General features: G+C 44.3%; 23 protein-coding genes. 12 read left to right on the top strand and 11 right to left on the bottom strand.

Translation table 11 applies throughout. The features are described from left to right. Positions 1 to 169 precede the first annotated feature (169 nt). Both EX191_RS05775 and EX191_RS05770 read right to left on the bottom strand, forming a co-directional pair. On the bottom strand, positions 170 to 841 hold the full coding sequence (locus tag EX191_RS05775; RefSeq protein ID WP_005391213.1) for a YoaK family protein: 672 nt from the start codon (positions 839 to 841) through the stop codon (positions 170 to 172). A 152-nt stretch (positions 842 to 993) separates the two neighbouring features. Continuing rightward, positions 994 to 1,395 carry a GFA family protein gene (locus EX191_RS05770; protein ID WP_080955925.1) on the bottom strand — a complete coding sequence of 134 codons (402 nt, stop codon included), beginning with the start codon at positions 1,393 to 1,395 and terminating at the stop codon, positions 994 to 996. A 202-nt stretch (positions 1,396 to 1,597) separates the two neighbouring features. Between EX191_RS05770 and EX191_RS05765 the strand changes: the two genes are divergently transcribed. Next, positions 1,598 to 2,227 (top strand): hypothetical protein, encoded by a 630-nt coding sequence (locus EX191_RS05765; protein ID WP_193447330.1) that lies wholly within the window; start codon positions 1,598 to 1,600, stop codon positions 2,225 to 2,227. Positions 2,228 to 2,351: 124 nt separating this feature from the next. After that, positions 2,352 to 3,635 carry a peptidoglycan DD-endopeptidase ShyA gene (locus tag EX191_RS05760; protein ID WP_145472100.1) on the top strand — a complete coding sequence of 428 codons (1,284 nt, stop codon included), beginning with the start codon at positions 2,352 to 2,354 and terminating at the stop codon, positions 3,633 to 3,635. A 107-nt stretch (positions 3,636 to 3,742) separates the two neighbouring features. Here the strand turns inward: EX191_RS05760 and EX191_RS05755 are convergent, their stop codons facing one another. Continuing rightward, positions 3,743 to 5,563, bottom strand: a complete 1,821-nt coding sequence (locus EX191_RS05755) for a putative bifunctional diguanylate cyclase/phosphodiesterase (protein WP_152813991.1) — start codon at positions 5,561 to 5,563, stop codon at positions 3,743 to 3,745. Between the two features lie 183 nt (positions 5,564 to 5,746). Continuing rightward, complete coding sequence (locus EX191_RS05750; RefSeq protein ID WP_193447329.1) at positions 5,747 to 6,634, bottom strand: LysR family transcriptional regulator; 888 nt, start codon at positions 6,632 to 6,634, stop codon at positions 5,747 to 5,749. A gap of 105 nt (positions 6,635 to 6,739) precedes the next feature. On the opposite strand from EX191_RS05750, the gene EX191_RS05745 reads away from it, so the two are divergent. The 3 genes from EX191_RS05745 (at position 6,740) to EX191_RS23065 (ending at position 8,726) form a co-directional block, all read left to right on the top strand. Beyond that, positions 6,740 to 7,933, top strand: coding sequence for a multidrug effflux MFS transporter (locus tag EX191_RS05745; protein WP_193447328.1), 1,194 nt, complete (start codon positions 6,740 to 6,742; stop codon positions 7,931 to 7,933). 177 nt (positions 7,934 to 8,110) lie between these two features. Next, the gene (locus EX191_RS05740; RefSeq protein WP_005391198.1) at positions 8,111 to 8,458 is read left to right on the top strand and encodes a hypothetical protein; all 348 of its coding nucleotides are present in this window, start codon (positions 8,111 to 8,113) and stop codon (positions 8,456 to 8,458) included. 133 nt (positions 8,459 to 8,591) lie between these two features. Beyond that, on the top strand, positions 8,592 to 8,726 hold the full coding sequence (locus EX191_RS23065) for a hypothetical protein (protein ID WP_005391196.1): 135 nt from the start codon (positions 8,592 to 8,594) through the stop codon (positions 8,724 to 8,726). A 126-nt stretch (positions 8,727 to 8,852) separates the two neighbouring features. Here the strand turns inward: EX191_RS23065 and EX191_RS05735 are convergent, their stop codons facing one another. The 3 genes from EX191_RS05735 to EX191_RS05725 form a co-directional block, all read right to left on the bottom strand. Beyond that, positions 8,853 to 9,467: a glutaredoxin domain-containing protein gene (locus tag EX191_RS05735; RefSeq protein WP_053809571.1), complete on the bottom strand. Its 615-nt coding sequence runs from the start codon at positions 9,465 to 9,467 to the stop codon at positions 8,853 to 8,855. A 44-nt stretch (positions 9,468 to 9,511) separates the two neighbouring features. Beyond that, positions 9,512 to 10,369 (bottom strand): DMT family transporter, encoded by an 858-nt coding sequence (locus tag EX191_RS05730; protein ID WP_053809570.1) that lies wholly within the window; start codon positions 10,367 to 10,369, stop codon positions 9,512 to 9,514. Positions 10,370 to 10,834: 465 nt separating this feature from the next. Beyond that, complete coding sequence (locus EX191_RS05725; protein ID WP_047008380.1) at positions 10,835 to 11,806, bottom strand: porin; 972 nt, start codon at positions 11,804 to 11,806, stop codon at positions 10,835 to 10,837. 609 nt (positions 11,807 to 12,415) lie between these two features. Between EX191_RS05725 and EX191_RS05720 the strand changes: the two genes are divergently transcribed. Both EX191_RS05720 and EX191_RS05715 read left to right on the top strand, forming a co-directional pair. Continuing rightward, positions 12,416 to 13,474, top strand: a complete 1,059-nt coding sequence (locus tag EX191_RS05720) for a porin (RefSeq protein ID WP_046873713.1) — start codon at positions 12,416 to 12,418, stop codon at positions 13,472 to 13,474. A gap of 221 nt (positions 13,475 to 13,695) precedes the next feature. Then, complete coding sequence (locus EX191_RS05715; protein ID WP_065645772.1) at positions 13,696 to 14,310, top strand: fumarylacetoacetate hydrolase family protein; 615 nt, start codon at positions 13,696 to 13,698, stop codon at positions 14,308 to 14,310. Here EX191_RS05715 and EX191_RS05710 read toward each other — a convergent pair. The 3 genes from EX191_RS05710 to EX191_RS05700 all read right to left on the bottom strand — a co-directional run bounded on the left by EX191_RS05710 (position 14,307) and on the right by EX191_RS05700 (position 16,235). After that, positions 14,307 to 14,618, bottom strand: coding sequence for an AzlD domain-containing protein (locus tag EX191_RS05710; RefSeq protein WP_047008376.1), 312 nt, complete (start codon positions 14,616 to 14,618; stop codon positions 14,307 to 14,309). The genes EX191_RS05715 and EX191_RS05710 overlap by 4 nt on opposite strands. Further along, positions 14,618 to 15,328, bottom strand: coding sequence for an AzlC family ABC transporter permease (locus EX191_RS05705; protein ID WP_046873712.1), 711 nt, complete (start codon positions 15,326 to 15,328; stop codon positions 14,618 to 14,620). Before EX191_RS05705 ends, EX191_RS05710 begins: the two co-directional genes overlap by 1 nt. Positions 15,329 to 15,407: 79 nt before the next feature. After that, complete coding sequence (locus EX191_RS05700; protein WP_006742070.1) at positions 15,408 to 16,235, bottom strand: AraC family transcriptional regulator; 828 nt, start codon at positions 16,233 to 16,235, stop codon at positions 15,408 to 15,410. 230 nt (positions 16,236 to 16,465) lie between these two features. Here EX191_RS05700 and EX191_RS05695 point away from each other — a divergent pair, with 230 nt between their 5' ends. Beyond that, positions 16,466 to 17,098: a LysE family translocator gene (locus EX191_RS05695; protein ID WP_005375522.1), complete on the top strand. Its 633-nt coding sequence runs from the start codon at positions 16,466 to 16,468 to the stop codon at positions 17,096 to 17,098. Positions 17,099 to 17,177: 79 nt separating this feature from the next. Further along, complete coding sequence (locus EX191_RS05690) at positions 17,178 to 17,600, top strand: GNAT family N-acetyltransferase (protein ID WP_193447327.1); 423 nt, start codon at positions 17,178 to 17,180, stop codon at positions 17,598 to 17,600. A gap of 100 nt (positions 17,601 to 17,700) precedes the next feature. On the opposite strand, the gene EX191_RS05685 is transcribed toward EX191_RS05690, so the two are convergent. Next, complete coding sequence (locus EX191_RS05685) at positions 17,701 to 19,395, bottom strand: phospho-sugar mutase (protein WP_047008374.1); 1,695 nt, start codon at positions 19,393 to 19,395, stop codon at positions 17,701 to 17,703. 328 nt (positions 19,396 to 19,723) lie between these two features. On the opposite strand from EX191_RS05685, the gene coxB reads away from it, so the two are divergent. The 3 genes from coxB to EX191_RS05670 are packed head-to-tail and all read left to right on the top strand — an operon-like array spanning position 19,724 to position 23,075. Then, a complete protein-coding gene (gene coxB / locus EX191_RS05680) occupies positions 19,724 to 20,887 on the top strand; it encodes a cytochrome c oxidase subunit II (RefSeq protein ID WP_085344327.1) in 1,164 nt (387 codons plus the stop codon). Then, positions 20,884 to 22,515 (top strand): cytochrome c oxidase subunit I, encoded by a 1,632-nt coding sequence (gene ctaD, locus EX191_RS05675; protein ID WP_104973835.1) that lies wholly within the window; start codon positions 20,884 to 20,886, stop codon positions 22,513 to 22,515. Before coxB ends, ctaD begins: the two co-directional genes overlap by 4 nt. A 20-nt stretch (positions 22,516 to 22,535) precedes the next feature. After that, positions 22,536 to 23,075: a cytochrome c oxidase assembly protein gene (locus EX191_RS05670; protein ID WP_005391173.1), complete on the top strand. Its 540-nt coding sequence runs from the start codon at positions 22,536 to 22,538 to the stop codon at positions 23,073 to 23,075. The last annotated feature ends 30 nt before the right edge of the window (positions 23,076 to 23,105 follow it).

The following is a 23,105-nucleotide window of genomic DNA, read 5'->3' as shown; positions in this document are numbered from 1 at the left end:
AAATGTGACTTTGATCTAACTAACTTTTTGCCGGAAGCCCTGTTAGCCCTAGCTCTTATAAGGTTTTTTAGCTGCGTTACAACACGATAAAACGTTTATTATGATGTGCAGCGGTGAGAAAGTTGAGCTACAACCGATTGAAGCATTCGGCCTCAATCGGTTCGAGATTTTATGCTTTTTGTTGGCGACTAAGCACGTAAAGGTAACTCCAGTAGATCAGAGCCGTAGCGAAAGCCAATATTGCAGGGAAAACGAGCGTATATAATCCATACACCACGAACAGTGCGGCTCCTGCGACCCCGCCAAGCAAGAATCCGAAGAAAATGAATAGGAATAGCTTTGCTTTACGTCGATCAAATTGACGACCTCTTAAGCTTTCTCCAATCATAATCCCCAGATCGGTGATGATCCCAGTCATATGTGTGGTTCTGACTACTGCGCCGCTGAATGTAGTGATCATTGCGTTTTGTAATCCACATGCTGCTGACGCTAGATATTGGCCGTACAAATCCCCTTGCACCAAAAAGCCCAAACTGAGTAGGAGCAAGCTCCCTTCTATGCACAGTGCAACACCATATCTTCGCCCTAGTTTTAACGCACTGCTCTCAATAAAAAAGCCGCTAAAGGCAGCACCGATCAAAAAGCTAAATACGATGAAGAGCAGGTGAATGGAGCTATCCACACCTGTTAGCAAGCTGTTCCCTAGCTGAGTTACGGTTCCCGAAAGATGTGTTATCGCTTGATGTTGAAAGCCGAGAAGACCAACGGCATTGACGCAGCCCGCGAGAAGGGCAAGTAGAAACGCGCCATATTCCACCCAACGAGGAAGTCTGGAAATCACAATAAAACCCCACCAAATGTTAGGAGCCGATTATAACGCTCACACCGCGTTACGAAACCCCTTACAGTAAAACTCGGTTGATCATTCTCAAAAAAATCTCATTTATCGAGCTTTTGCTTTGACCATGATAACGACATAGAGGGGGATTTCCCCTACCTGATGTGTTCCATTGTACATTCGAAACTCACCCATCCATGTTTCCTCTGTTCATAGATTGAAACCGTTGGTTGGTGGAACTCTTTATCAGTAAAAAGACCGACGGGAATGATCATGATTTCAGGAAATGTAGAGACCAATAAGCGCATTGTCGTGCCGCAAGAAGGGCAAAACTCATACTGAACCTCGCTGCCATCATCCCCCATTCGGGTATAGCAGGTGACTTCACCGTTTAAGGTTACGTGCTCTTTATCAAAGCGAGCCTGTACCCCAAACACACTACCTGTCCGCTTTTGGCATTCAAAACAATGGCAGACAGATGTACGGATGGGTTCTCCCTTACAACGGATCTCAACTAAACCGCAGGCGCATTCGCATGTATGAATGGTTGTTGTCATCGTGATTACCTATTCTTCCCAATACACCAATGAATTTGGAACACTGAGAGCAGTGTCAGTGGCCAGTTATGAAATCTGGGCTTGAAAATCATTTGGATACAGTCAGTTTAGTTTAATTTTGAAACACTTGAAGGGATGAAATCATTTGGGTATACAATGCTATACTCGCTTTTCATTTATACCTTTAAACAAGGAAGTCTTCATGGCTCACAAAAGAATCCTGCCGATACCACTTATTCTTCTTATTCCGATCGTATTATTGGTCGTGGTTGTGATCGCGGGTGTTTATCGCTTTAGTTTGTCTGATGAAGACATCATGGCTAAGTTCCCTCAAACGGAAGCAGAAACCAATGTTATTGTGCAAGAGACGCTGGGAATTACTTCACGCAACCCATGGACGATTCAAGTACCAGAGCAGGGAGCGGTCACTTTTCTTGATGAGTGGGATAAAGAAAACGGCTATTTGATAGGCGATTATGATGCAGGTGCGACAAAAGGTCAGGTACTTGTTCCAACTGCGTTTATTAGTCAGCGTGAGATTGAGAGTGTTTCATGGATTGCTGCACCGATGATTGTAACGACACAAGGTAGCGGTTCGTTTAACTATGTTGGCTTGTTTAAGTTTGACCCCGTGCCGAGCCGAGTTGTCCTTTTAGACAGTATTTTTGTCGGTGACCGCGTTAAATTTACCCAAATTACATGGGAAAGTGATGCCATTATCGCGCTTTCATATTTAGCGCATGGTGACGATCAAGCAATGGCAGATACGCCAAATCAATTAAATTCATCCACATTAAAGCGTGTAGGGAATAACTTACATATGCAACAGTGATGAATTTTTTTTGAGTTCTGTAAAAATTCAGTGTTTTCTGCGCTAGATCTCGAAATTTCATAGTGATTTCTTATACGGGAATGCATAAGCTATGAGCCTTGTTTGAAAGGAGATAGTAATTCCCGTGTCTACAAATGAAATTACAAGACGGTTGCCGAATCTGACAAGTCGTAGAGCGCTGCTGTTATACTCCTTGCCAGTTTTAGTTGCGATTGGTGTTTCTCACTCTCTCAAAGAGTCATCTTTAACCAAAACCATCGCATTGAACCTGCCTGAATCTCAGGTCGTTGAAAAAATTCTTGATGCGACAACTGCCGAAGTTGTCACTCCCCCGAACTTCGAATATCAAATCCAAGCAGGTGACAACCTAAGCACTATTTTTAGCCAGCTCGGTTTCGGTTACAGCTCGTTAATGAAAGTAATGGAAACGGATTTGAACTACCTTGCACTTGATACACTAAAGCCGGGCAACACGCTCCGCTTTTGGCGTGATGATGCGACAGGCGAGTTAGAGAAAATGGAACTGCAATTTTCTATTGCAGATAAAGTGGTCTACCAACTAAATAGTGATGGTAGCTATGACTTTACCGATATCTCGATTCCTGGCGTGTGGCGCCAAGAACCATTGGTTGGTGTTATTCAAGGCAGTTTCTCTTCTTCTGCAAGTCGATTAGGTCTAACGTCGGCAGAAGTGAGTCAAGTTGTGAGCTTACTCAAAGAGCAACTCAACTTTGGGCGTGATCTTCGTGCAGGTGATCGATTTGAAGTCGTTCGTCGTTCGCAAAGCATCAATGGTATACCAACGGGCAAGAACGAAATTGAGGCGATTAAGATCTACAATCGCGGACGTGAAATCACAGCTTACCTTCATACCGATGGTCAATTCTACAATGCTAAAGGCGAGAGCTTACAGCGCGCATTCCAGCGTTATCCTGTAAGTAGCCGTTGGCGTATCAGTTCTGGCTTCAATCCTAATCGTTTACATCCAGTAACGGGGCGTGTCGCACCGCACAACGGTACTGACTTTGCCGTGCCAACCGGTACACCAGTCGTTTCCACTGGTGACGGTACAGTAATCATGACTCGTAAACACCCTTATGCGGGTAACTACGTGGTTGTTGAGCACGGCAGCAAATACAAAACCCGTTACTTACACCTAAGTAAGATCCTGGTTAAGAAAGGGCAAAAGGTTTCTCGAGGCCAGCGTATCGGTCTTTCCGGTAAAACAGGTCGAGTGACAGGGCCACACCTTCACTATGAATTGATTGAATACGGCCGTCCAGTTAACGCTATGCGAGCAAACATCCCAATGGCGAGCTCTGTTCCTAAGAAAGAGATGGCAACCTTTGTCGCGAACAGAGATGAAATGGATAAGCTATTACGCGATAAAGAGAAAGCAGTGCTGTAACAAAGTACTTCGCTCAAAAAATAAAAAGAGACTAAGCATAGCTTGGTCTCTTTTACTTTATGCATTAGCTAGATTTACATTCCATGACCGTGGCTTGTTTAGAGCTCTTAGGCGCTCCGCACTTCACGTTCATTTATCAGGTGTACGATTTCATCAACACTGTGTGGGCGAGAGTAGAAATAGCCTTGAATGTAGTGGCAGCCCATTTCAATTAACTTTTGTAGTGCTCTATCGTCTTCTACGCCTTCGGCAATCAAATCCACATCAAGCAGTTCTGCTAATTGCGCTATCAAAAACACCACTTGTTCAGAGGTTGTATTTGAGAGCATGTTTTGAACGAAGGTTGCATCGATTTTAATGCTATCAATCGGATAATTGTGTATGTAATTCAAGCTGGAGTATCCCGTACCAAAATCATCCAACGCGACCTTAAAACCTAAGTACCGCAATGAGTTAAGTACCATCTGTTCACGGCCACTTTGCGAGAGTAAAACGGTCTCGGTGAGCTCTATAACAAAGTCTTTTGCTTCATGCCGATACTTTTCAACCATGTTAGTTAGGTGGTTAATATAGCGGTTAGAGTCGACCAGCTCATACGCAGAGCAATTGATAGAGAGTTTAACTTTGTATCCTAAGTTGGCCTCTAGCTCTTGTTTTGCGATACATGCGAGCTCAATAATACGTTCACCCAACTCGATAATCAGGCCTGATTGTTCGGCAGCTTCAATGAATTCCGCAGGGGAGATGTTTCCGTAAACATTGCTGTTCCAGCGGGCTAGGATTTCAAAGTAATTCCAGCGATCGCTTGTGATATCTACGATTGGCTGAACAACGACATACAACTCTTCGCTATCATGTATGTCAGCGCTAAGTTGAATGCGCATAGCTTCAATAAGCTGCGTTCTACGGTGATAAAGGGCGCTAAGGTGTGTGTCGTAATGCTGAATTCGTGTATCGCGATGTTTTTTACAGTCTTTGAGAGCGAGACTGGCATTCAAAATTAGCTCATCGCTGTTCAACATATGTACTGGTGCGCGCGCGATACCAATACTAACAGTGAAAGAAATTCGGTTAGATTTGTCGCTGTAGCCGCTTTCAATTTTGTCGAGTACTTCCTGACACACGGCGACAGGATCTTCGTCGTAAGTAATGAAGGCGAATTCATCTCCTGCTACACGAAAAGCGTTGTTTGGCGATGACAAGCTTTGTTGAATGGCGTTCGCCGTAAACTTAATGATTTGGTCGCCGATGTAGTTTCCGTTGATATCATTGATCGATTTAAAGTTATCGATGTCTAGGTAAGCCAAACTGAATGGACGAGTGGCCTGTTGCGTCAATGTCTCCAAGGTGTCAGCTAAGCAGCTACGGTTGAGCAGTCCAGTTAGGTTATCATGCGATACTTCATAGCTAAGCTGATTAAGAAGCTTATCTGAACGTTCACTGACCCACTTTTCACGTAAGCTGTGAATAATGACATTGGCATAAAAGCGGTGGAAGTCGAGGATATCTTGCGCTTCCTTAGCGTGGATGCTTCGGGTAAAGGTGGACAATAAAATTCCCAGAACCTCGCCATTTTGTGTCTTTAATGGCAGACCAATGTAAGCTTGAATACCATCCTCTTGAAACATCTGATCTTCAGGAAAGCGTTTGTAAACTTGGTCCTGATAGAAAATATGTTCGCCAATGTCTTTTGCCACTTTTTCACAGGGGGTGCCTGAAAGATGGTAGCTTAGATTGTCTGTAATTTTTCCATTGCTAGCGAAGGAGATGGTATGAGCCGAATGCTGAAGATGCGCAACTTCTACAACGCAAGTGCAATGGCTCTGCAATTGTTGATGAATATCTAACGTGACTCGGTTTAGCTGAGCCGTGCCGTTTAGTTTCAATATTTCATCAATTTTGTGGAAACTGATTTGTACCTGACCCATTGAGCATTTCACCTAGCGTTGTGATTACCATATCGTGTGAGACACGAAGAATTATTATTTGATATGCATCAAATAAACTATCGGTTACTAAGGCGAATTTTTCAAATTTTGTGAACGAACAAATCATTATTTTCATGTTTTTATGCTTGAACCTTTTAAAGGTATAGCGATAAAAACGCTAAGCTAGGCGCGCTTCTCCTCTTCTAATCGCGATTTGAGATAATAGAGGAACAGCTTAGTTCGGGTATGCTGATAATCCAGCTTTGGATAGTAGGCATATACAGTGGCTTTATCCGCTGTGATATCGGGCAAGATAGGCACTAACGCGCCGGATTTGAGATCATCTTTGATCATGACGTTATTCGTCATCAGAATACCCATGCCTCTTTTGGCACCATGAAACAGCGCTTCTGGGTTGGTCGTGGCAAAGTTACCGGACAAGCTGATACGTTTACCTCGATTGGTTTTGATTTCTCGTGAGGGCTTTTCACCCCAAATCAGGACATTATGCTCTGTCAGATCCTCAACGCATTGTGGTGTGCCATATTTTTTTAGGTAACTAGGCGCGGCGTAAAACTGGGCTTTATGTTCGAAAAGTGCGGTGGCTTTGAAACTCAGAGAGTTCAGTTGCTCTAATTCCCGGCTAATAAACAGGTCTAAGCTTAGCTCTGGCAATTGGCCTGGTAGCGTTGTCGTTAATTGAAGCGTGATGTCTGGATATTTCTCAAGAAAATCATCTAGGTAATGCACCAAAAACTTAGAACCAACCGCCAGTGTCGCGCCAATTTTCAATAACCCCGCTGGTGATTGATTGACTGAGCGAGTTTCATCTAATACCGATTGCCATGAATCCAACTGATTTTTTGCTCGTTGATAAAACAGCGCACCAGCTTCAGTTTGGCTAATAGAGCGGGTCGTGCGTTTAAGTAGTTGAACGCCAATTTTATCTTCTAGCCATTGAACTCGTTTACTGATAGCTGAGCTGGTGGTATTGAGTTTCCGCGCTGCGGCATTAAAGCTACCTTCTTCGACCACACGAATATAACTCTTCACGCTTTGAATCCAGTCCATTGTGTCTCCTTGGGAATTAATTCCTTTCCAACTTAGCTGATTATCATCTTTGAGTATCAAATATACACTGTTTGCCATCAATCTGTCACAAAGTAGGAGGAACGTTTGCGTAAAACACCATTGTTATTAGCGATGATGATCATTGCCACAGGCCAAGTTGGCGTTAGTATTTATCTTCCTTCTTTGCCATTGATTGGTCATGACTTGAATTTGCCGCAACATTCGATTCAGAATCTCGTCACACTATTTCTCGTTGGCTTCGGTATCTCTCAGCTTTTTTATGGCCCATTGTCTGATGCGATTGGTCGTCGACCAGTATTTATTCTGGGCCAAAGTGTGTACCTAGTTGGTACGGTTATTTGTATCGCGTTTTCGGACAACATTATTGCTCTTGAAGCGGGGCGGTTACTTCAAGGTTTGGGAGCGGGCAGTGCCTCGGTGCTTGGTCGCTCCGTATTGCGTGACAGTTATGACGGTATGCAATTAACCAAAGCGCTATCTTATATTTCAGTCACGGCATCTGTGATGCCAATTATTGCTCCGCTGTTTGGTGGTTGGATTGCTTTTCACCTGAGCTGGCATGCTGTCTTTGTGTTTGTGCTGATTTACTTAATGGCAATTTTTACGCTTGGTTTATTGGTGCTGCCAGAAACGCTGCCTTACCCGAAGCGAAAATTTAAAGTAGGCCAGGTGAGTGCAAATTATTTGCGCCTGTTAACGAATACTCAAGTGATTGTTAGTGCGAGCTACAACTGGCTTAGTTATTTGTCGGCTCTGGTAACGCTTTCCTTGTATCCATTTTTAATGCAACAAGAGTTAGGCTTAACGGCGGCAGATTACGGTTCTTTGATGATCATACCGTCAGTTGGTTTGCTGACGGGCAGCTTGGTGCTTAATTTGATCAACGCTCGTTACAAAGCTCAGCAAATCTTGCTGATGAGTTTCTCGATTGTTGCTATTGCTGGCTTCATATTGTTGGTTACACCCTTCAGTGTATTTTCATTACTAGTGGCATTTACGTGTTTAAGTTTTGCCCAAGGCATGTCGTTTCCGGTATCAATTAGTTTGTTGCTGTCGCCACATAAGCAACAGGCCGGAGCGGTTTCTGCGCTATCTGGATCAATTCAAATGTGTTTAGCCGGGTTGTTTGGCGGATACTTGGTAGATTCTTGGGTCACGAATCAAAACCAGCTTGGGGTGTTTTATTTGTTTATTGCGTTACTTTCTTGCTTTGTTCTCGTACTAAGCCAATTTCGTAAAGTACCAGAAGGGACGATTCAAGCAGAAACTTCCACCTGAATATACTTGCAACGAAAGAGGCAGCTTTCTAAAATGCGCTGCTAAATTAAGTCAGGATCATTGTGTATATTGAATGACTCAGTTTGAGAGGAAGAGGGCAATGCCTGATGCTCCTCTCAGCTTGGGGATACCTTTCTGCCCAAATGACTATCCGATCTCTAATCGTTAGGTGAAAGAATGCAACAAAACGAATTTGAAACACTGGTAAAAGAAATTACTCAGCAAGAAAGCATGCCAAAGGCACTCGAAGTCTTGAAGGCGTGTGAGGAAGAAGAAGTTGCACAAGCGGCACAATCCCTAACGGGTCAGTTTGGTCTTGCAGAAGTTGATGGCGAGAAACGTATTTACCATATTACCACTCAAGAAGACGAGTCCGGAGAAGAGCAAGAATACGTGGAGCACGTCATGAATGAAGGCGATCACTTGATCAAATTTGCTGCGTGGTTCTTTGAAACATTCTTTGAAATCAAACAGAAAGATACGTACGTCGCAGCGGGTAAAACATACCAGCAACCTAAGCGATAGGCGCCCGTTTCGAAAAAGTAATCAGAACTGACCTGAAAGTTAATTACAAAACAAATGTGACGTCAGTCTTGTTTTTATCTAATTGTGGTGTAAAATTACAACATAGTTAAGTCAATACATTCAGGAGAAGGTCATGGGTAACGAACTTGGTGGTGCTTATATTGGCCAGATGATTGCAAAAGACGCGATGCACAAAGCGCTTTACGGTAAAGCGAAGAAGAAAAAAGCTTCTGTTTTTGCTCGTGTTATGAAAAAACTGGCGAAATAATTTAAAAAGCCCTGATTGAAGAATCAGGGCTTTTTGCTTTTATCTGTCTTGTTTTTAGTGGCAGCCTACATATTGAACAACATTGGTAAACCACTACTCAAAGACAGATGGCATTTGAATCAAACGCTAAGCGGATTGGCTTGGTATCTCCACGACATTATTAGGCACTTTATCTAGCCCCTTTGCTGCTAACCACTTTTCTAAATCGTCAGCGCCTCCAACATACTTTCCATCCAACCAGATCTGCGGCACTGTTACCGGCGTTTTTTCTCCAATGATGGCTTTTACTTCGGGGATCATGCGATACAAAGCGGCGCTGTCTTTAACCACGTCATGATACTCGTATTGAACACCAGCATCGTCAAGTAGTTGTTTCGCTTTGACACAGTAAGGGCAGGTGGCTTTACCATAAACAATGTTGCCTTTTAGCTCATCGCGTTTGACCCATTCAGCGATAACTGATTGCACAAGCACGCCCCGGTTTAGCGCTTCTCCTTGGCTGACCACTTTTCCTTCGACAATAAGAATCGGTGCATGCCAGGCCCCTGCTTTTAATGGTTCCCACCAATGTGATAACCAATCTTTTACTTCCAGTTCAACGGGGACATCAGCGAGTTCGTTTTTAAAAGTATCCGTCAAAATATCTTTAGTTAACGTACATTCACCACAAGGAATATTGACTTTGAATGGACCCCAACTACCAGCCCAGCGGTACAGTGTAATTTTGATTGGTTGACTCATATGGTGTTCCTCATTTCCTTTCCTGAAAATATAGAACCTTGAAATTAGACTTTTCTTTCAACTAGCTTTGTCTTTTTCGATTCCCAGTGCGTAATAAACGCAATGGAGGCAATAATAATCGCGGCGCCTAGCCATAAACGACCAGGTGGTACCCAGCCAAACACCAACCAGCCAGCAACGACATTCAAAGGCAGTTTTGCGTGATCAAATGGTTGCACAAACGAGGCGTCTGCTACTGCATATGCTTTAACGATAGCCCATTGAGCGAGTGCAGTAAGCGCGCCTGCGGCTAAAAGTACGCCCCATATCGTCCAGGTATTTGGCATAGTAAATGTCGGTATTGCCAATAAGATATTAAACGGCGTTATCAGCAGTAATAAATAGACAACCATGGTTGAGGGCGGATCGTTGACCGACATTTTCTTTACCATCAGAGAATACGCTGCCCAGAAAAATGCGGCGCCAACAGGAAGCAGGGTCGCCCATGTAAATGAATCTGCCCACGGCTCAAGAATGATCATAGCACCAACGAACCCTGTTAATGTCGCTAACCAGCGTGCAGTACCTACTTTCTCTTTGAGTAACAAGCCAGATCCAACCGTTGCAAATAACGGAGAGGTCATCAGCAGCGCAATGCCTTGCCAAATCGGAACTGGATAAGCGAGTGCCCAAAGCCAAAGCTGAATCCCGATAACAGAGAGAAAAATACGGAAGGCATGCCAACCAAAGTGTTGGGTTCTTAGTGAGCGTCTAATTCCAAGTGTACGCAGATAGGGGAGAATGACAAATAAGGCAATAGCGTATTGGAATAATGCGAATGTGGTGGAAGATACACCAAAGTTGATGCTAGCAATTTGGGCGAAGCTGTTCACTATGGCGAATGCCAAGCCAGCTGTTAGCATCCAGGAAGCACCTTGAACAGGATGATGATTCAATTGAAAAATTCCAGTTTGATAGAGGTGGCGGGATCATACGTCCTATTGTTTTTCGCGCCAATAAAAAAATGCCTCCCAGAGGGAGGCGACATTACCAATTCAAAGGACGTGCCTGTTATAACAGGTACAAAGAACGAGAAGCACAAACGCTGCCATGCATTTGCATAATTAGTGTTGCAGAACGCGTGCCAATTTTTATCTGTTTGATTTTAATTGGCTTTTTTGTTTTAGTTCGGTTGGCTATTAGGAGAAATGCACTAACTTAGTGACAAATCGCATTAAAAGAGGGCAGAAGCAGGAGTCGTTACGCTCGTTTTTCATTGCAGAGCGATGCTTGGATATTGTGAAAACTTATCGAGTTGTGTTGGGTTACACAAAAAATGGCCAGCAAAGGTGCTGGCCAAGTGGACTCGCTCTTAGGACAAGAGTGAATTAGAAATCGTAACGTACGCCTAGGCGCAGTGTATCTTCGCCTTCTGTTACTAGACCTGTTGCTGGATCTTTTGCTTCATCAAGTTGGTTGATGTAGTAAGACAGGTAAGTACGGAAGTTGCTGTTTAGTTTGTAGTAACCAACAAGCTCGATACCTTCAACGGTGTCGTACTTTGAACCGTTGTCTGGATCATTCTCTTGAGCTGTGTATAGCGCAGCAAGTGTCACTTTGCTCGCTACTTTGTAGCTTGCGACTAGCTCGTAAGCCGTAAAGTCTTCAGAGTCAGTCAGGGACCCTTGAGAATAAGTACCTGCTAGGTAAAGGTTATCCATCGAGTAAGCGATACCACCTAGAATTTGATCTTCAGAGTTGTCTTTATCTACGTCGCCACCAGAATATGCAAGACCGAGGTCTAGGCCCATTGGCAGTGAGTACATTCCAGAGATGCCGTATTTATCTTCGTTATCACTAGAGTTTGCTTGGTAGGTTGCTTGCAGTTGTAGTGCATCAAACGCACCACGGTATGCGAAAACGCTGTCTTGCTTATCAGAAGACGAATCGATAACTTGCTGAACACCAGAGAACTCAGTGATATCCGTCATGTCAGAGATGATGACTGCAGCCATGTCTTGACGACCTACAGAGAAAGCACCGATATCAGAGTCGACACCTGCATACATGTAGCGGTTTTTGAATTCACTCTTGCCCGTTTTTTGCTCGGCTTCGTAAACACCGAATGCAGAAAGGCCATTGCCGATGTCCGTTTTACCTTTTAGATTAAGACGAGCGCGGCTTTTATCTTCCATTGAGCCTTCAACTTCAGCACCACCTGAACCGATGAAGTCACCACGGAACTCAACGCGGCCGCCAACTTTTAATTCAGTACCGTCGTTTTTGTATACTGTTGCTGCGAATGATGGTGCTGATACCAATGCTGTAAGAATTGCAGTAGTTAGTGCTGCCTTTTTCATTTTCTTATTACCCTAGTTGTAATCGATGGGCTTTCTTGCCCGATGTGTTGATGACGCTAAGGTAAACCCTGAAAATGAAAGATAGATTTCTGTTAAGTTATGATTTGATTGCACTTTTATTGCTGGCGAGAATAAGTGCCCCTTCTTATATCTCTTATAAAAAGAAAGGTTTTATCTTTTTTGAGGTTTTTCTGCCTTCTATTGGAGACCGTGCTTTTTTCAAAAAGTTCCTGAACCTATTTTTGTTCCAAAATGTAAGTAAATATTTCATTTTGACGGAAAAGTTATTTTCAAAAGTTGGGGTTCATCAAGTATTTGTGAGCACTATCTCGTTAAAGCATTTCTTTTTGTAAGGTTTTTACGCCTGGATTTTTTTCGGATAAGTAAACGTTTGCTTTTTAGTTTTTTGCTGAGAATTTTTCACTCGGTTATCAGGAACTAATCAAATAAAGTGTCGGCAGTTGTTACACAAAGGTAAATCCATTCTGGCGGAAAAGATGCCCCAGAGGGCCTTTGTATTCCTTTCTGTGTTCATCATTTCGTTTTACGAAAGTGAATCAGAGCTGGGTCTAAAACTGACTAACCAACTAATAAGTAATGGATTTAGAAATGAATAAAAAATTATTAGCAGCGGCAATCGCAGCAGCAACTTTCGGCACTCAAGCAGTGGCAGTGGAACTTTATAATAACGATGGCACAACATTTTCGATGGGCGGCCACGTTTCTGTTAACTTAAATGGTTCAGAGCAAGGTGACACGGATGTTGGTACTAACTCTCCTCGTATCAATATCTCTGCGACACAAGATTTAGGCAATGGCTTCACCGCAGACGCCCGTGGTGAATGGGCTCTAAACTACTTAGATGGCGGTGAAGAGTCGTTTAAAACTCGTCTCGGTTACTTAGGTTTAACGCATGAGGTTTACGGTCGTGCAGTAGGTGGTACGCAATGGTCACCTTACTATGATGTAGCAGGCATAGCGGATATGCCAATTGCGTTTGCGAATGACTTCATTTACGACGATCACGGAAACCTAGGCACAGGTCGTGCGGATAAAATGCTGTCTTATCGAAATGGCTTTGATTTAGGCGAAGCAGGTGCGATTAACGTTGGTCTTGGATGGCAAGGCGCAAATGATGAATACACGCGTAACGACGCAGGTACTATCACTGGTGGTCTTAAATACGATGACCGCATGCAAGTTGCGCTTTCTTACGCAATCATGGGCGCGAAAATTGGCTACTCATACAACGGTGGTGACTTCCAACACCCTGCTTACACAGGTAAACACACCGCAGAATCACATGTTGTGTCTGCATCTTACGGCGCTTACGGCCAAGGTCTGTTCCTTGCCGCGGTATATGGTTCAAATGAAAATATGAACTTCAGTGTAAATGGCGACCGTTTGGCGGAAAGTGATGCGTACGAAGCGATCATCGCATACGCTCTAGCGAACAGCTTAAACTTGAGCGTTAACTACGAGATGGTTGAAGGTAAAGAGTTCAAAAACTCTAAAACAGAAACCGCTCGTGAAGAAATGGCACTGCAGGCAGAGTACAACTTCACGCCTAAATTTGTTGGTTACGCGGGTTACCAGTTTGACCTAAATGATGACCATGGTCGTGAAACTGATGACAAATGGGCGATAGGTGCTCGTTACTACCTATAATAGGATTTAGCGAGAACAATCATTCACCCTTATTGATTTAAAGCCAGCCTCGTGCTGGCTTTTTTGTCTATTTGTTTTGTAAATACCGTGATGTTTCAATTAGATGATACAAAACTCAAAACGGGGTGAATGTCTTATTTTTCACACTAGAGGATGGGATTTAGTGTCGTTAAGTCAATAGGTTAGATTATGATGAGGTTTTTGTTTTGCAGGGAAGAGCGATGAGCGTTATTCAAGTTGAAGAAAAGAAAGTAGAAGTGGGTAAAGTGCTTTGTGTTGGGCGAAATTACGTTGAACATATTCATGAGCTTGATAATGCGATACCTGAGCAAATGGTGGTATTTAATAAACCCGCGACTTCCGTATCGACGACTCTGCGTTCATTTCATCAAGAGCCTCTTCATTACGAGGCTGAAATCTGTTTTCTGATCAAAGATGGACGCTATTCAGCAGTCGGTTTGGGATTGGATCTGACCAAGCGCGGTTTGCAGTCTTCACTTAAACAACAAGGGTTGCCTTGGGAGCGTGCTAAAGCGTTTGATGGCTCCGCAGTGTTTAGTCGATTTGTCTCTTTGGATAACATTGATATTAATGATCTTAACCTAGAGCTCTTGATTAACTGCGTTCGTGTACAAAAAGGTCACGTTAACCAGATGCTCTATCCGCCGCTAACCATTTTGGATGAATTAACGAGTTACACAACACTTCAAGATGGCGATGTGGTAATGACTGGCACACCAAAAGGAGTTGGTGAGGTGCATAAAGGTGACATCTTCCTTGGACGATTAAAGTGTGGTGATGTCACCTTGTTGGAGATTGAGTGGGTGGCGGATTAAAGCCAAATTCGCAGAACGAGAAATACCACCATGCTGATCACCGTCGTTAAAAGAACATTTTTAGTAAAGTACGCGATTAACGCAGCCAGCAAGGCAGCCAATAAAAATGGGTTGTGCACATTCACGCTGAGTGCTCCATCGGGAATGAAAACGATAGGCGCCCAGATCGCAGTGAGTACCGCAGGGCTGGCGTAGTTGAGCACTTTTTGTGTACGTGTCCCTAATCGCAGTGGTAGCTTGGGTTCTAAAAACAAGTAGCGGCTGGTGAAAACAAGCACCGTCATCAGTAAAATAGACAACATGATCATTAGTGTTTCTCCTGTACTTGTTCCACAAAGTAGCCTGTAAGCATGGCTAAAATGCTCGAAATCATCAAACTTCCTTCTACTTGGTAATAGGTTAGGGCGACCGAGCTCACTAATGCCACGACAACACTCGCGAGCACCGCCATATTTTTAATAGTCGGAACTACAATTGCGATAAAAGTCGCGGCCACAGCAAATTCCAATCCCATTTCGTTCAGTTCAGGGATCAGGCTTCCCGCAATAATGCCCGTCAATGTCGCGATATTCCAAAACAGGTAAAAACTCAAACCAGCCCCAAGCGCATACCAGCGATTAAATTGTTTATCGGAATGATGACCTACAATCGCAAACAGCTCATCAGTGAGTAAGAATCCGAGTGATAACCGCCATTTAAGAGGAAGTGGTGCAATTTTACTGCGCATCGATACACTGTAGAGGAAGTGTCGAGAGGTGATAAAAAACGTTGTTAGTAACATGGTTACTAGACCTGCCCCCGATTTAATCATCCCCATCGCGACGAGCTGCGCGGAACCTGCGAACAGAATGGCGGATAGTGCTTGTCCTTCCAAAGGGTGAAGCCCAGTATCAATCGCGAATGAACCTGCGAGCAAACCCCAAGGTAACACCGCGATACTCAGTGGCATCATCGCAAGTGTGCCTTGCCAAAATAGCGTGGCTTTTGATTCTTCTTGTAACGGCAAAGTGTGGTCCATAGTTTCTTCTTAGTTATTCCTAAATCAGGCTACCAAGATAGCTCGGTAGTCGCATAACGCCTTGTACAATATTGCTGCTTTAGCTGTGACGGACGTATTGGCCGGGAGTGACGCCCATGGCTTTTTTAAAGTGTCGATGCAGATGGCTTTGATCATGGAAGCCACATTCTTGTGCCACATCTGAAATTTTTTGTCCCATTTTTAGTAGCTTCTTCGCCATACGTAAACGCTGCTGAATTTGATAAGCATGGGGAGGGAAGCCAAACTGTTTTTGAAACTCTCTTAGCAAATGAAAAGGGCTTAACCCAGCCAGTTTTGCGAGCTCTTCTAGCGAGACGTCCGTTTGCGGGAAGTCTTCCAAAAACTCTTTGACCAACTGTATTTGTCGCTGAGCTCTGGTTGATTCTTTGAGCGGTGCCCGGTGGGTGCTGTGTTTGCTGGCTAGTTTGATCAACGTGCCGTAAATCAAAGTTTCTCGTAGTAGTCGGTTGTCTGATTTTTCTAGCGTTTCAAACACCAATCGCAACTGACTAGCCAGCTCAGGATCGTAAACCACAGGTTGAGGAAAATAGGGCAGAGCTACATTTGGTGAACCAAGCTCTTGCCCCAAGGTCTGAAACTGCTGTGGTACGGGGTACATTGCTTTGTATTCCCAACCGCCTTCTGAGGCCGAATGCCCGTTGTGTACTTCATCTGCATTTACAAGGATGATGCTGTCCTGTGGCGCGATATGATTTCCGCCTGTTCGAAAGAACTGCTGTGCTCCCTTCTCGATGACGCCAATAGTGTAACCCTCGTGACTATGGCGTGAGAAATTCTGCTTCTCATACTTTGCATCGAGAAGTTCTAAACCGCCGAGCTCTTGAGCTATCTTGAAGGTAGCGATTTCCTTATTCTTTTCTTTCATCTTTATCCGGTCTGCTCAAGAAAGTCATCTTAGAAGTGTAACGGATCCATCGTGCTTATTTTTGTACAAAATTGCTATTCGATTTTTATAAATAGGCGAATTGATTGTTATTTTGCAATCTAGCGAACTATGATTTTTATTTTCTGAATCATCTTGGTGATTTTGGGCTGGCTGTTGTTATTTTGTTGGTATAACATTCGCCGCTTTGTTGTAGAAAAAGCGGTTCCATCATGATTGATTTATCTGTACTTCCTGTTTATCTCACCGCAGTAGTGGCTTTGTTGCTGTTACCAGGGCCCGATATGTTGCTGATCGCGAGCTCTAGTATGAGTTACGGTAAGAAGGTCGGTCTTTTTGCTAGCTTAGGCAATGCGACGTCTGGTGTTATTCTTACTTTGCTTGCTGCAATGGGCGTATCTACCCTGATTGCAATGAGCCCAATCGCCCTTAAAGTCCTTCATCTATTAGGTGGCGCTTACTTGCTAAAAATGGGCTGGGACTGCTTACGAGCTGAGGCATCTTCGGCTCCAGAGCTTGATGGTCAAAACAAAATGGCGTCAACTTATTATCAACGTGCTTTGATGAGTAATTTGCTTAACCCTAAAGCGTTGGTATTTTTTGTGATGTTTTTGCCGCAGTTTGTCTCAAGCAATATTACAGCGTCTTCTGGTGAGCAGATGCTAGCACTAGGGTTATTGTTAAACGTCCTTGGCTTGTCATTCAATTTATTACTTGTTGGGCTGGCAGGCACATTGGGTAAGGGGCTGCTCGAGAACGAAAAATTCCGCACGTATCAACATAAACTAATGGGTTTAGTGTTCGTTATTCTCGCGTTGTGGATGCTGAGCAGTTTCGCCTTATAAAGTTATCATATTCCATCAGAAAGCCAGCAATTGCTGGCTTTTTGTTTTAGGATATTGGTGTTTCCTAAGGAGAGGATGTATGAAGCTTGAATTTTGTTTAAATCCAGATCAAACAGACCTTGATTCTGTTCGTGAAGGTATTCGATCTTATAACCGAATGCACTTGCCTGAAGGGGAGGTGCATGCTGTGGGATGTTTTGCTAAAGATGAGAATGGCAAGATCATGGGTGGTCTGACTGGCGAAATGTTTAAAAACACGGTGTTTGTTGAGTTTTTGTGGGTAGATGCTGAAAGTCGAACCTCCGGTCTCGGTAGCCAGTTAATGGCGATGTTAGAACAAAAAGTAAAGCCTCACGGGGTTACCCATGTTTATTTGGATACTTACAGTTTTCAAGCTCTTGATTTTTATCTTAAATTAGGTTTTGAAAAAGTAGGGCAGTACTCAGGCTATCCTGCAGAGGGCATCCACAAGTACTTTCTACAAAAGGAAATTGTAAGCTAGGGAAAAGCACTGGTTAGCTTGACTTGTTCTAGTCAAAATCAAAAAAAGAGGCGCGAATTTGCGCCTCTTATCGTATCAGGTGTCTCTGCTTCTCTTTGACTTACAAACTTGTCTGATGCGCGTCGATAAGTTCGTTCATCTTCGCCTCTGCCGCTTGCTGTGCTTGTGCGTAGCTCATATCGGCAGGGAAGAGGTTGATAACTTCGTAGTAACATTTTAGTTTTGGCTCAGTACCAGATGGACGAACAATCACGCGAGATTGATCTTCTAGGTGATAAATCAATACGTCACTTGCTGGTAAGTCAATGGATTCTTCAGAGCCGTCGTCAAACATGCGAACCGATGTTTTTAGATCTTCGGTTACTGCAACTTTTTTACCAGCAATCTCTGTTGGTGGATTTGCTCGGAGTTTGTCGCCGATTGGTGGAGAGTTCGGGTCGAGAGCGATGCTGCGCTGCGCGTTAAAGTAGAAACCGTGCTCGCGGTACAGTTCTTCCAGTTTATCCCATAGTGTTTTGCCTTGAGCTTTAAGTTTACCTGTTAGCTGAGCAAATGCGACGATTGCAGATAAACCATCTTTATCCCAGACCTTGTTACCCACGGTATAACCGAGCGCTTCTTCATAAGCAAACAAGAATGGATTGGCTTCTGTCTCTTGCTCCATTGCAACGTTCGTGAGCCATTTGAAGCCTGTTAACGTTTGGTAGTATTGGGCGCCATGCGCTTTGGCAATGCTACTCAGCATTCTTGATGATACGATGGTGTTGCCAACCAGAGCGTTAGGTTGCTGTTCTAGCAAGTAATCGCCAAACAGTGACCCCACTTGGTCGCCGGTTAACATTTGGTATTCGCCATCTGGGCGTTTGACCGCCACTGCAAAACGGTCGGCATCTGGATCGTTAGCACAAGCGATATCAGCATCTACGGACTTACCTAACGCCATCACCATATCCATTGCACCGGCTTCTTCAGGGTTTGGGAAGTTGACGGTTGGGAAGCTGCCATCAGGTTCGCGCTGTTCCTTAACACTTGCCACTTTTTTGAAGCCAGCGTCTGCGAGGAGCGTTTCCGCCATATTCGCCCCAACGCCATGCATTGCGGTGTAAGCAATAGATATATCGGTATTGTTGTCAGGAGTAAGCAGTGCGTTTTCATTCATTGTCTTACGGTAAGTTTGGTAGTAGTCGTCTTCCAACCAAACTAACAAACCGTGCTGTTTTGCATCATCGAGAGACATTAAAGGTAATGGCTTCGTTGTTGCGTCATCAATTTTCGCTGCGATTCCAGAGTCGTGTGGAGGAATGATTTGTGCGCCATTCTCCCAATATACTTTAAAGCCATTGTACTCTGGTGGATTGTGGCTAGCGGTAACAACAACAGCGGCCGCAGCATTCAATGTTCGGACACCAAACGCAACAATTGGGGTTGCTGCAACATCGTACGTTAGGTAAACCTTGATACCAAGGGCTGTCAGTACGGACGCGGTATCATGCGCGAATTGTTTCGAATCAGGACGACCGTCGTAGCCAATAACGACACCACGACTTGCGGCATCTTTGACTTGCTCTAGCAAATAGTTTCCTAGGCCAGTGGCTGTCTCTTGAATCACCAAACGGTTCATTCGGTTTGGACCTGCACCCACTTTGCCGCGTAACCCTGCTGTACCAAAGGCAAGGCGCGATCCAAAGCGATCAGTAAGCTCTTGTTCATTATTTGTATCGACGAGGTGTTGTAGCTCTTCGCGAGTCTTAGGATCAGGGTCTCGTTCTAGCCATTGAGTAATTAGTGCTGTCATATCAATCATTCCTTAGTAGGGGGCGCCTACTTTCTTGGACACTTCGTTTTGTAAGTATCTCAATGTTTTCTTTTAAATTAATGTAAATGGTTCTCAATTACATTTCAAAGAGGGCAATCGATAAACCGAATTAATTTTTTATCCGAACAAAATTTAATCATATTTAATTTCTTGAAGAACCTTGGAACTATAACTAGCCTTTTAACATAAATATAACAAACCGTGTCGAAATCGTAGTTTTTGTGATTTTTCGTAAAGTTGTTCGATATTTGCATCGGGACGCAAGGAAGCTCGCGCAAGCGTAGCGGCTGAGCAGAGGAGAGATCTTTTGAAAAGATTAACGACTACTCTAGCCTTATCACTGAATGTGATTTTAATCACATTCTCCTCTTTCAGTTGGTCAAAGGAAAGTGACTACAACATGACCAAAGGGGTCACAGCGATAAGTGGGCAAGTGTATGAATTACATATGCTGATTTTCTATATCTGCTGCGTAATTGCTTTGATTGTATTTGGTGTCATGTTCTATTCCATCTTTCGTCATCGCAAGTCAAAAGGAGCAGTTGCCGCACATTTCCACGAAAGTACAAAAGTGGAAATTATTTGGACAGTCATACCTATCATCATTCTTGTCGCCATGGCGATTCCCGCAACGAAAACTTTAGTCGCAATGGAAGACACAAGCCAATCAGATATCACGGTCAAGATCACAGGCTCGCAATGGAAATGGCATTACAGCTATTTTGGTGAAGATGTTGAGTTCTTCAGTTTGCTTGCCACCAGCCAAAAGCAAATTGATGGTATCGAGACAAAAGGCGCGCATTATCTATTGGAAGTAGACAACCCTTTGGTGTTGCCTGTGAATCGCAAAGTGCGTTTTTTGATGACTTCTGATGATGTCATTCACTCATGGTGGGTGCCAGATTTTGCTGTCAAGAAAGACACCATCCCTGGTTTTATTAATGAAGCATGGACAAGAATTGATGAGCCAGGCGTATATCGCGGTCAATGTGCGGAGCTATGTGGTCGTGCACACGGGTTCATGCCGGTGGTGGTGCATGCGATGGAAGAAGAAAAGTTTGATGAATGGTTAGCGAGTAAGAAGGAAGAAATCGCACTTCAAAAAGCGGCGGCACAAGAAGCGCTCTCTCAAGACTTATCCATGGATGAGTTGATGTCGCAGGGCGAATCGATATACACGTCGCGTTGTGCTGTGTGCCATCAGGCTAGTGGTGAGGGGATTCCGGGTGCATTTCCCGCGATTAAGGGCAGCCCTATCGCAACAGGCCCAATTTCAGAGCACATTGATGTGATTGTGAATGGCCGTCCGGGCACTGCAATGCAGTCTTTTTCGAACCAGTTAAGTGACAAAGAAATTGCTGCGGTCATTACATATCAGCGAAATGCATGGGGCAACGACACTGGCGATACGGTGCAAGCATCCGATGTGAATGCCTTTAAGGCACAAGGCAGTGCTAAGGAGGAAATATGAGTAAGCCAATAGATAAGGCAGTGAAGTCTGCGCCAGCGGAAGCCAGTGCAAACAGTACCATTGCGATTGATGATGGCCATGATCACCATGCTCCCCAAGGCATCACTCGTTGGCTGTATTCCACAAACCATAAAGACATTGGCACCCTGTACCTTTGGTTTAGTTTCGCGATGTTTCTGACTGGTGGGGCGATGGCGATGGTCATTCGTGCCGAATTATTCCAGCCTGGACTTCAGCTGGTTGATCCACAGTTTTTTAATCAAATGACTACGGTACACGGTTTGGTGATGGTGTTTGGTGCTGTGATGCCAGCATTTACGGGCCTTGCTAACTGGATGATTCCAATGATGATCGGTGCTCCAGATATGGCGCTACCTCGCATGAACAACTTGAGCTTTTGGATTCTACCTTTTGCATTTCTTATTTTATTGAGCTCGCTGTTTTTACCTGGTGGCGGTCCCGATTTTGGTTGGACGTTTTATGCTCCGCTGTCCACGACTTATGGCCCGGATAGCACAGCGCTGTTTGTATTCTCTGTGCATATCATGGGTATCAGCTCCATTATGGGCGCGATCAACGTTATCGTGACGATCGTAAATATGCGAGCTCCGGGAATGACTTGGTTCAAGTTACCAATGTTTGTTTGGACTTGGTTAATCACCGCTTTCTTGTTGATCGCGGTTATGCCGGTACTAGCGGGTGCGGTGACGATGGTTCTTACTGACAAATATTTCGGGACTAGCTTCTTTGACGCAGCTGGTGGTGGTGACCCGGTAATGTTCCAACACATCTTTTGGTTCTTTGGTCACCCAGAAGTGTACATCATGATTTTACCGTCGTTTGGAATCATCTCCGCCATTCTGCCTGCTTTCAGTGGTAAGAAGCTGTTTGGTTATCATTCGATGGTTTACGCGACGTGCAGCATTGCATTGTTATCTTTCCTTGTGTGGGCGCACCACATGTTTACCACGGGGATGCCAGTTTTTGCAGAGCTCTTCTTTATGTATTGCACTATGTTGATTGCGGTACCAACGGGGGTGAAAGTCTTTAATTGGGTTGCCACCATGTGGCGTGGAGCTCTGACATTTGAAACGCCAATGTTGTTTGCCATTGCCTTTATTGTGCTCTTTACGATTGGCGGTTTCTCAGGGTTGATGCTGGCGATTGTGCCGGCGGATTTCCAATATCATGACACTTACTTCGTGGTTGCGCATTTCCACTATGTGTTGGTATCTGGTGCTGTATTCTCGATTATGGCGGCTGCGTACTATTGGCTACCTAAGTGGACAGGCAATATGTACGACCACAAGCTGAGTTTGTGGCATTTCTGGTGCTCGATTATTTCAGTTAATGTTTTGTTTTTCCCGATGCACTTTCTAGGTTTAGCGGGTATGCCAAGACGTATCCCGGATTACGCTATTCAGTTTGCTGATGTCAATCAAATCGTCTCTATTGGTGGGTTTGCGTTTGGGTTGTCACAATTGATCTTTTTATGGGTGGTGATTAAGTGTATTCGTGGCGGTGAAAAGGCCGCTGCAAAACCGTGGGAACGTGCGGAGGGCTTAGAATGGACGGTGCCAAGCCCGGCGCCCCATCATACGTTTACTACGCCGCCTAAAGTCGATTAGATACGAATAGGGTGAGTGAGATGAAACCGAATCCATCAAACAAAAAGCTCACAGTGAAGTTGCTTTTAGCGACCCTTTTGATGTTCGGGTTTGGCTACGCACTTGTCCCATTGTATGACGTAATGTGCGACGCACTGGGTATCAATGGAAAAACAAGTGAAGTGGCCGCCATTCAACCAACTGGTATGCAGCCAGATATGAGCCGAACTATTCGCGTGGAGTTTATGGCGCATGTAAGCCCCGATATGCCTTGGGAGTTTAAACCCAAAGTGATTTCGATGGACGTTCATCCCGGAGAAGTCGTGCAAACCGAATACCTTGCATTTAATGAAAGCGGGCAGAAGTTGGTAGGGCAAGCCGTTCCCTCTGTTTCTCCCGGGAATGGTGCCGCTTATTTCAATAAGATTGAGTGTTTTTGTTTTAACCAACAGCCTTTGGATGGCAAACAACAAGCTCAAATGCCGTTGATTTTTTATATCGAACCGGACTTACCGGAGTCGATACACACGTTAACGCTGTCTTACACACTCTATAAACTTCCCCCTCCTACAGGTTCTTAGCCACTCGAGGAGAGAGATACAGACCAAGGC

Source organism: Vibrio chemaguriensis (assembly GCF_012275705.1).
GTDB classification, from domain to species: Bacteria; Pseudomonadota; Gammaproteobacteria; order Enterobacterales; family Vibrionaceae; genus Vibrio; species Vibrio diabolicus.
The sequence above is the reverse complement of the archived record's forward strand: the minus strand, read 5'-3'. Positions and strand labels throughout refer to the sequence as shown.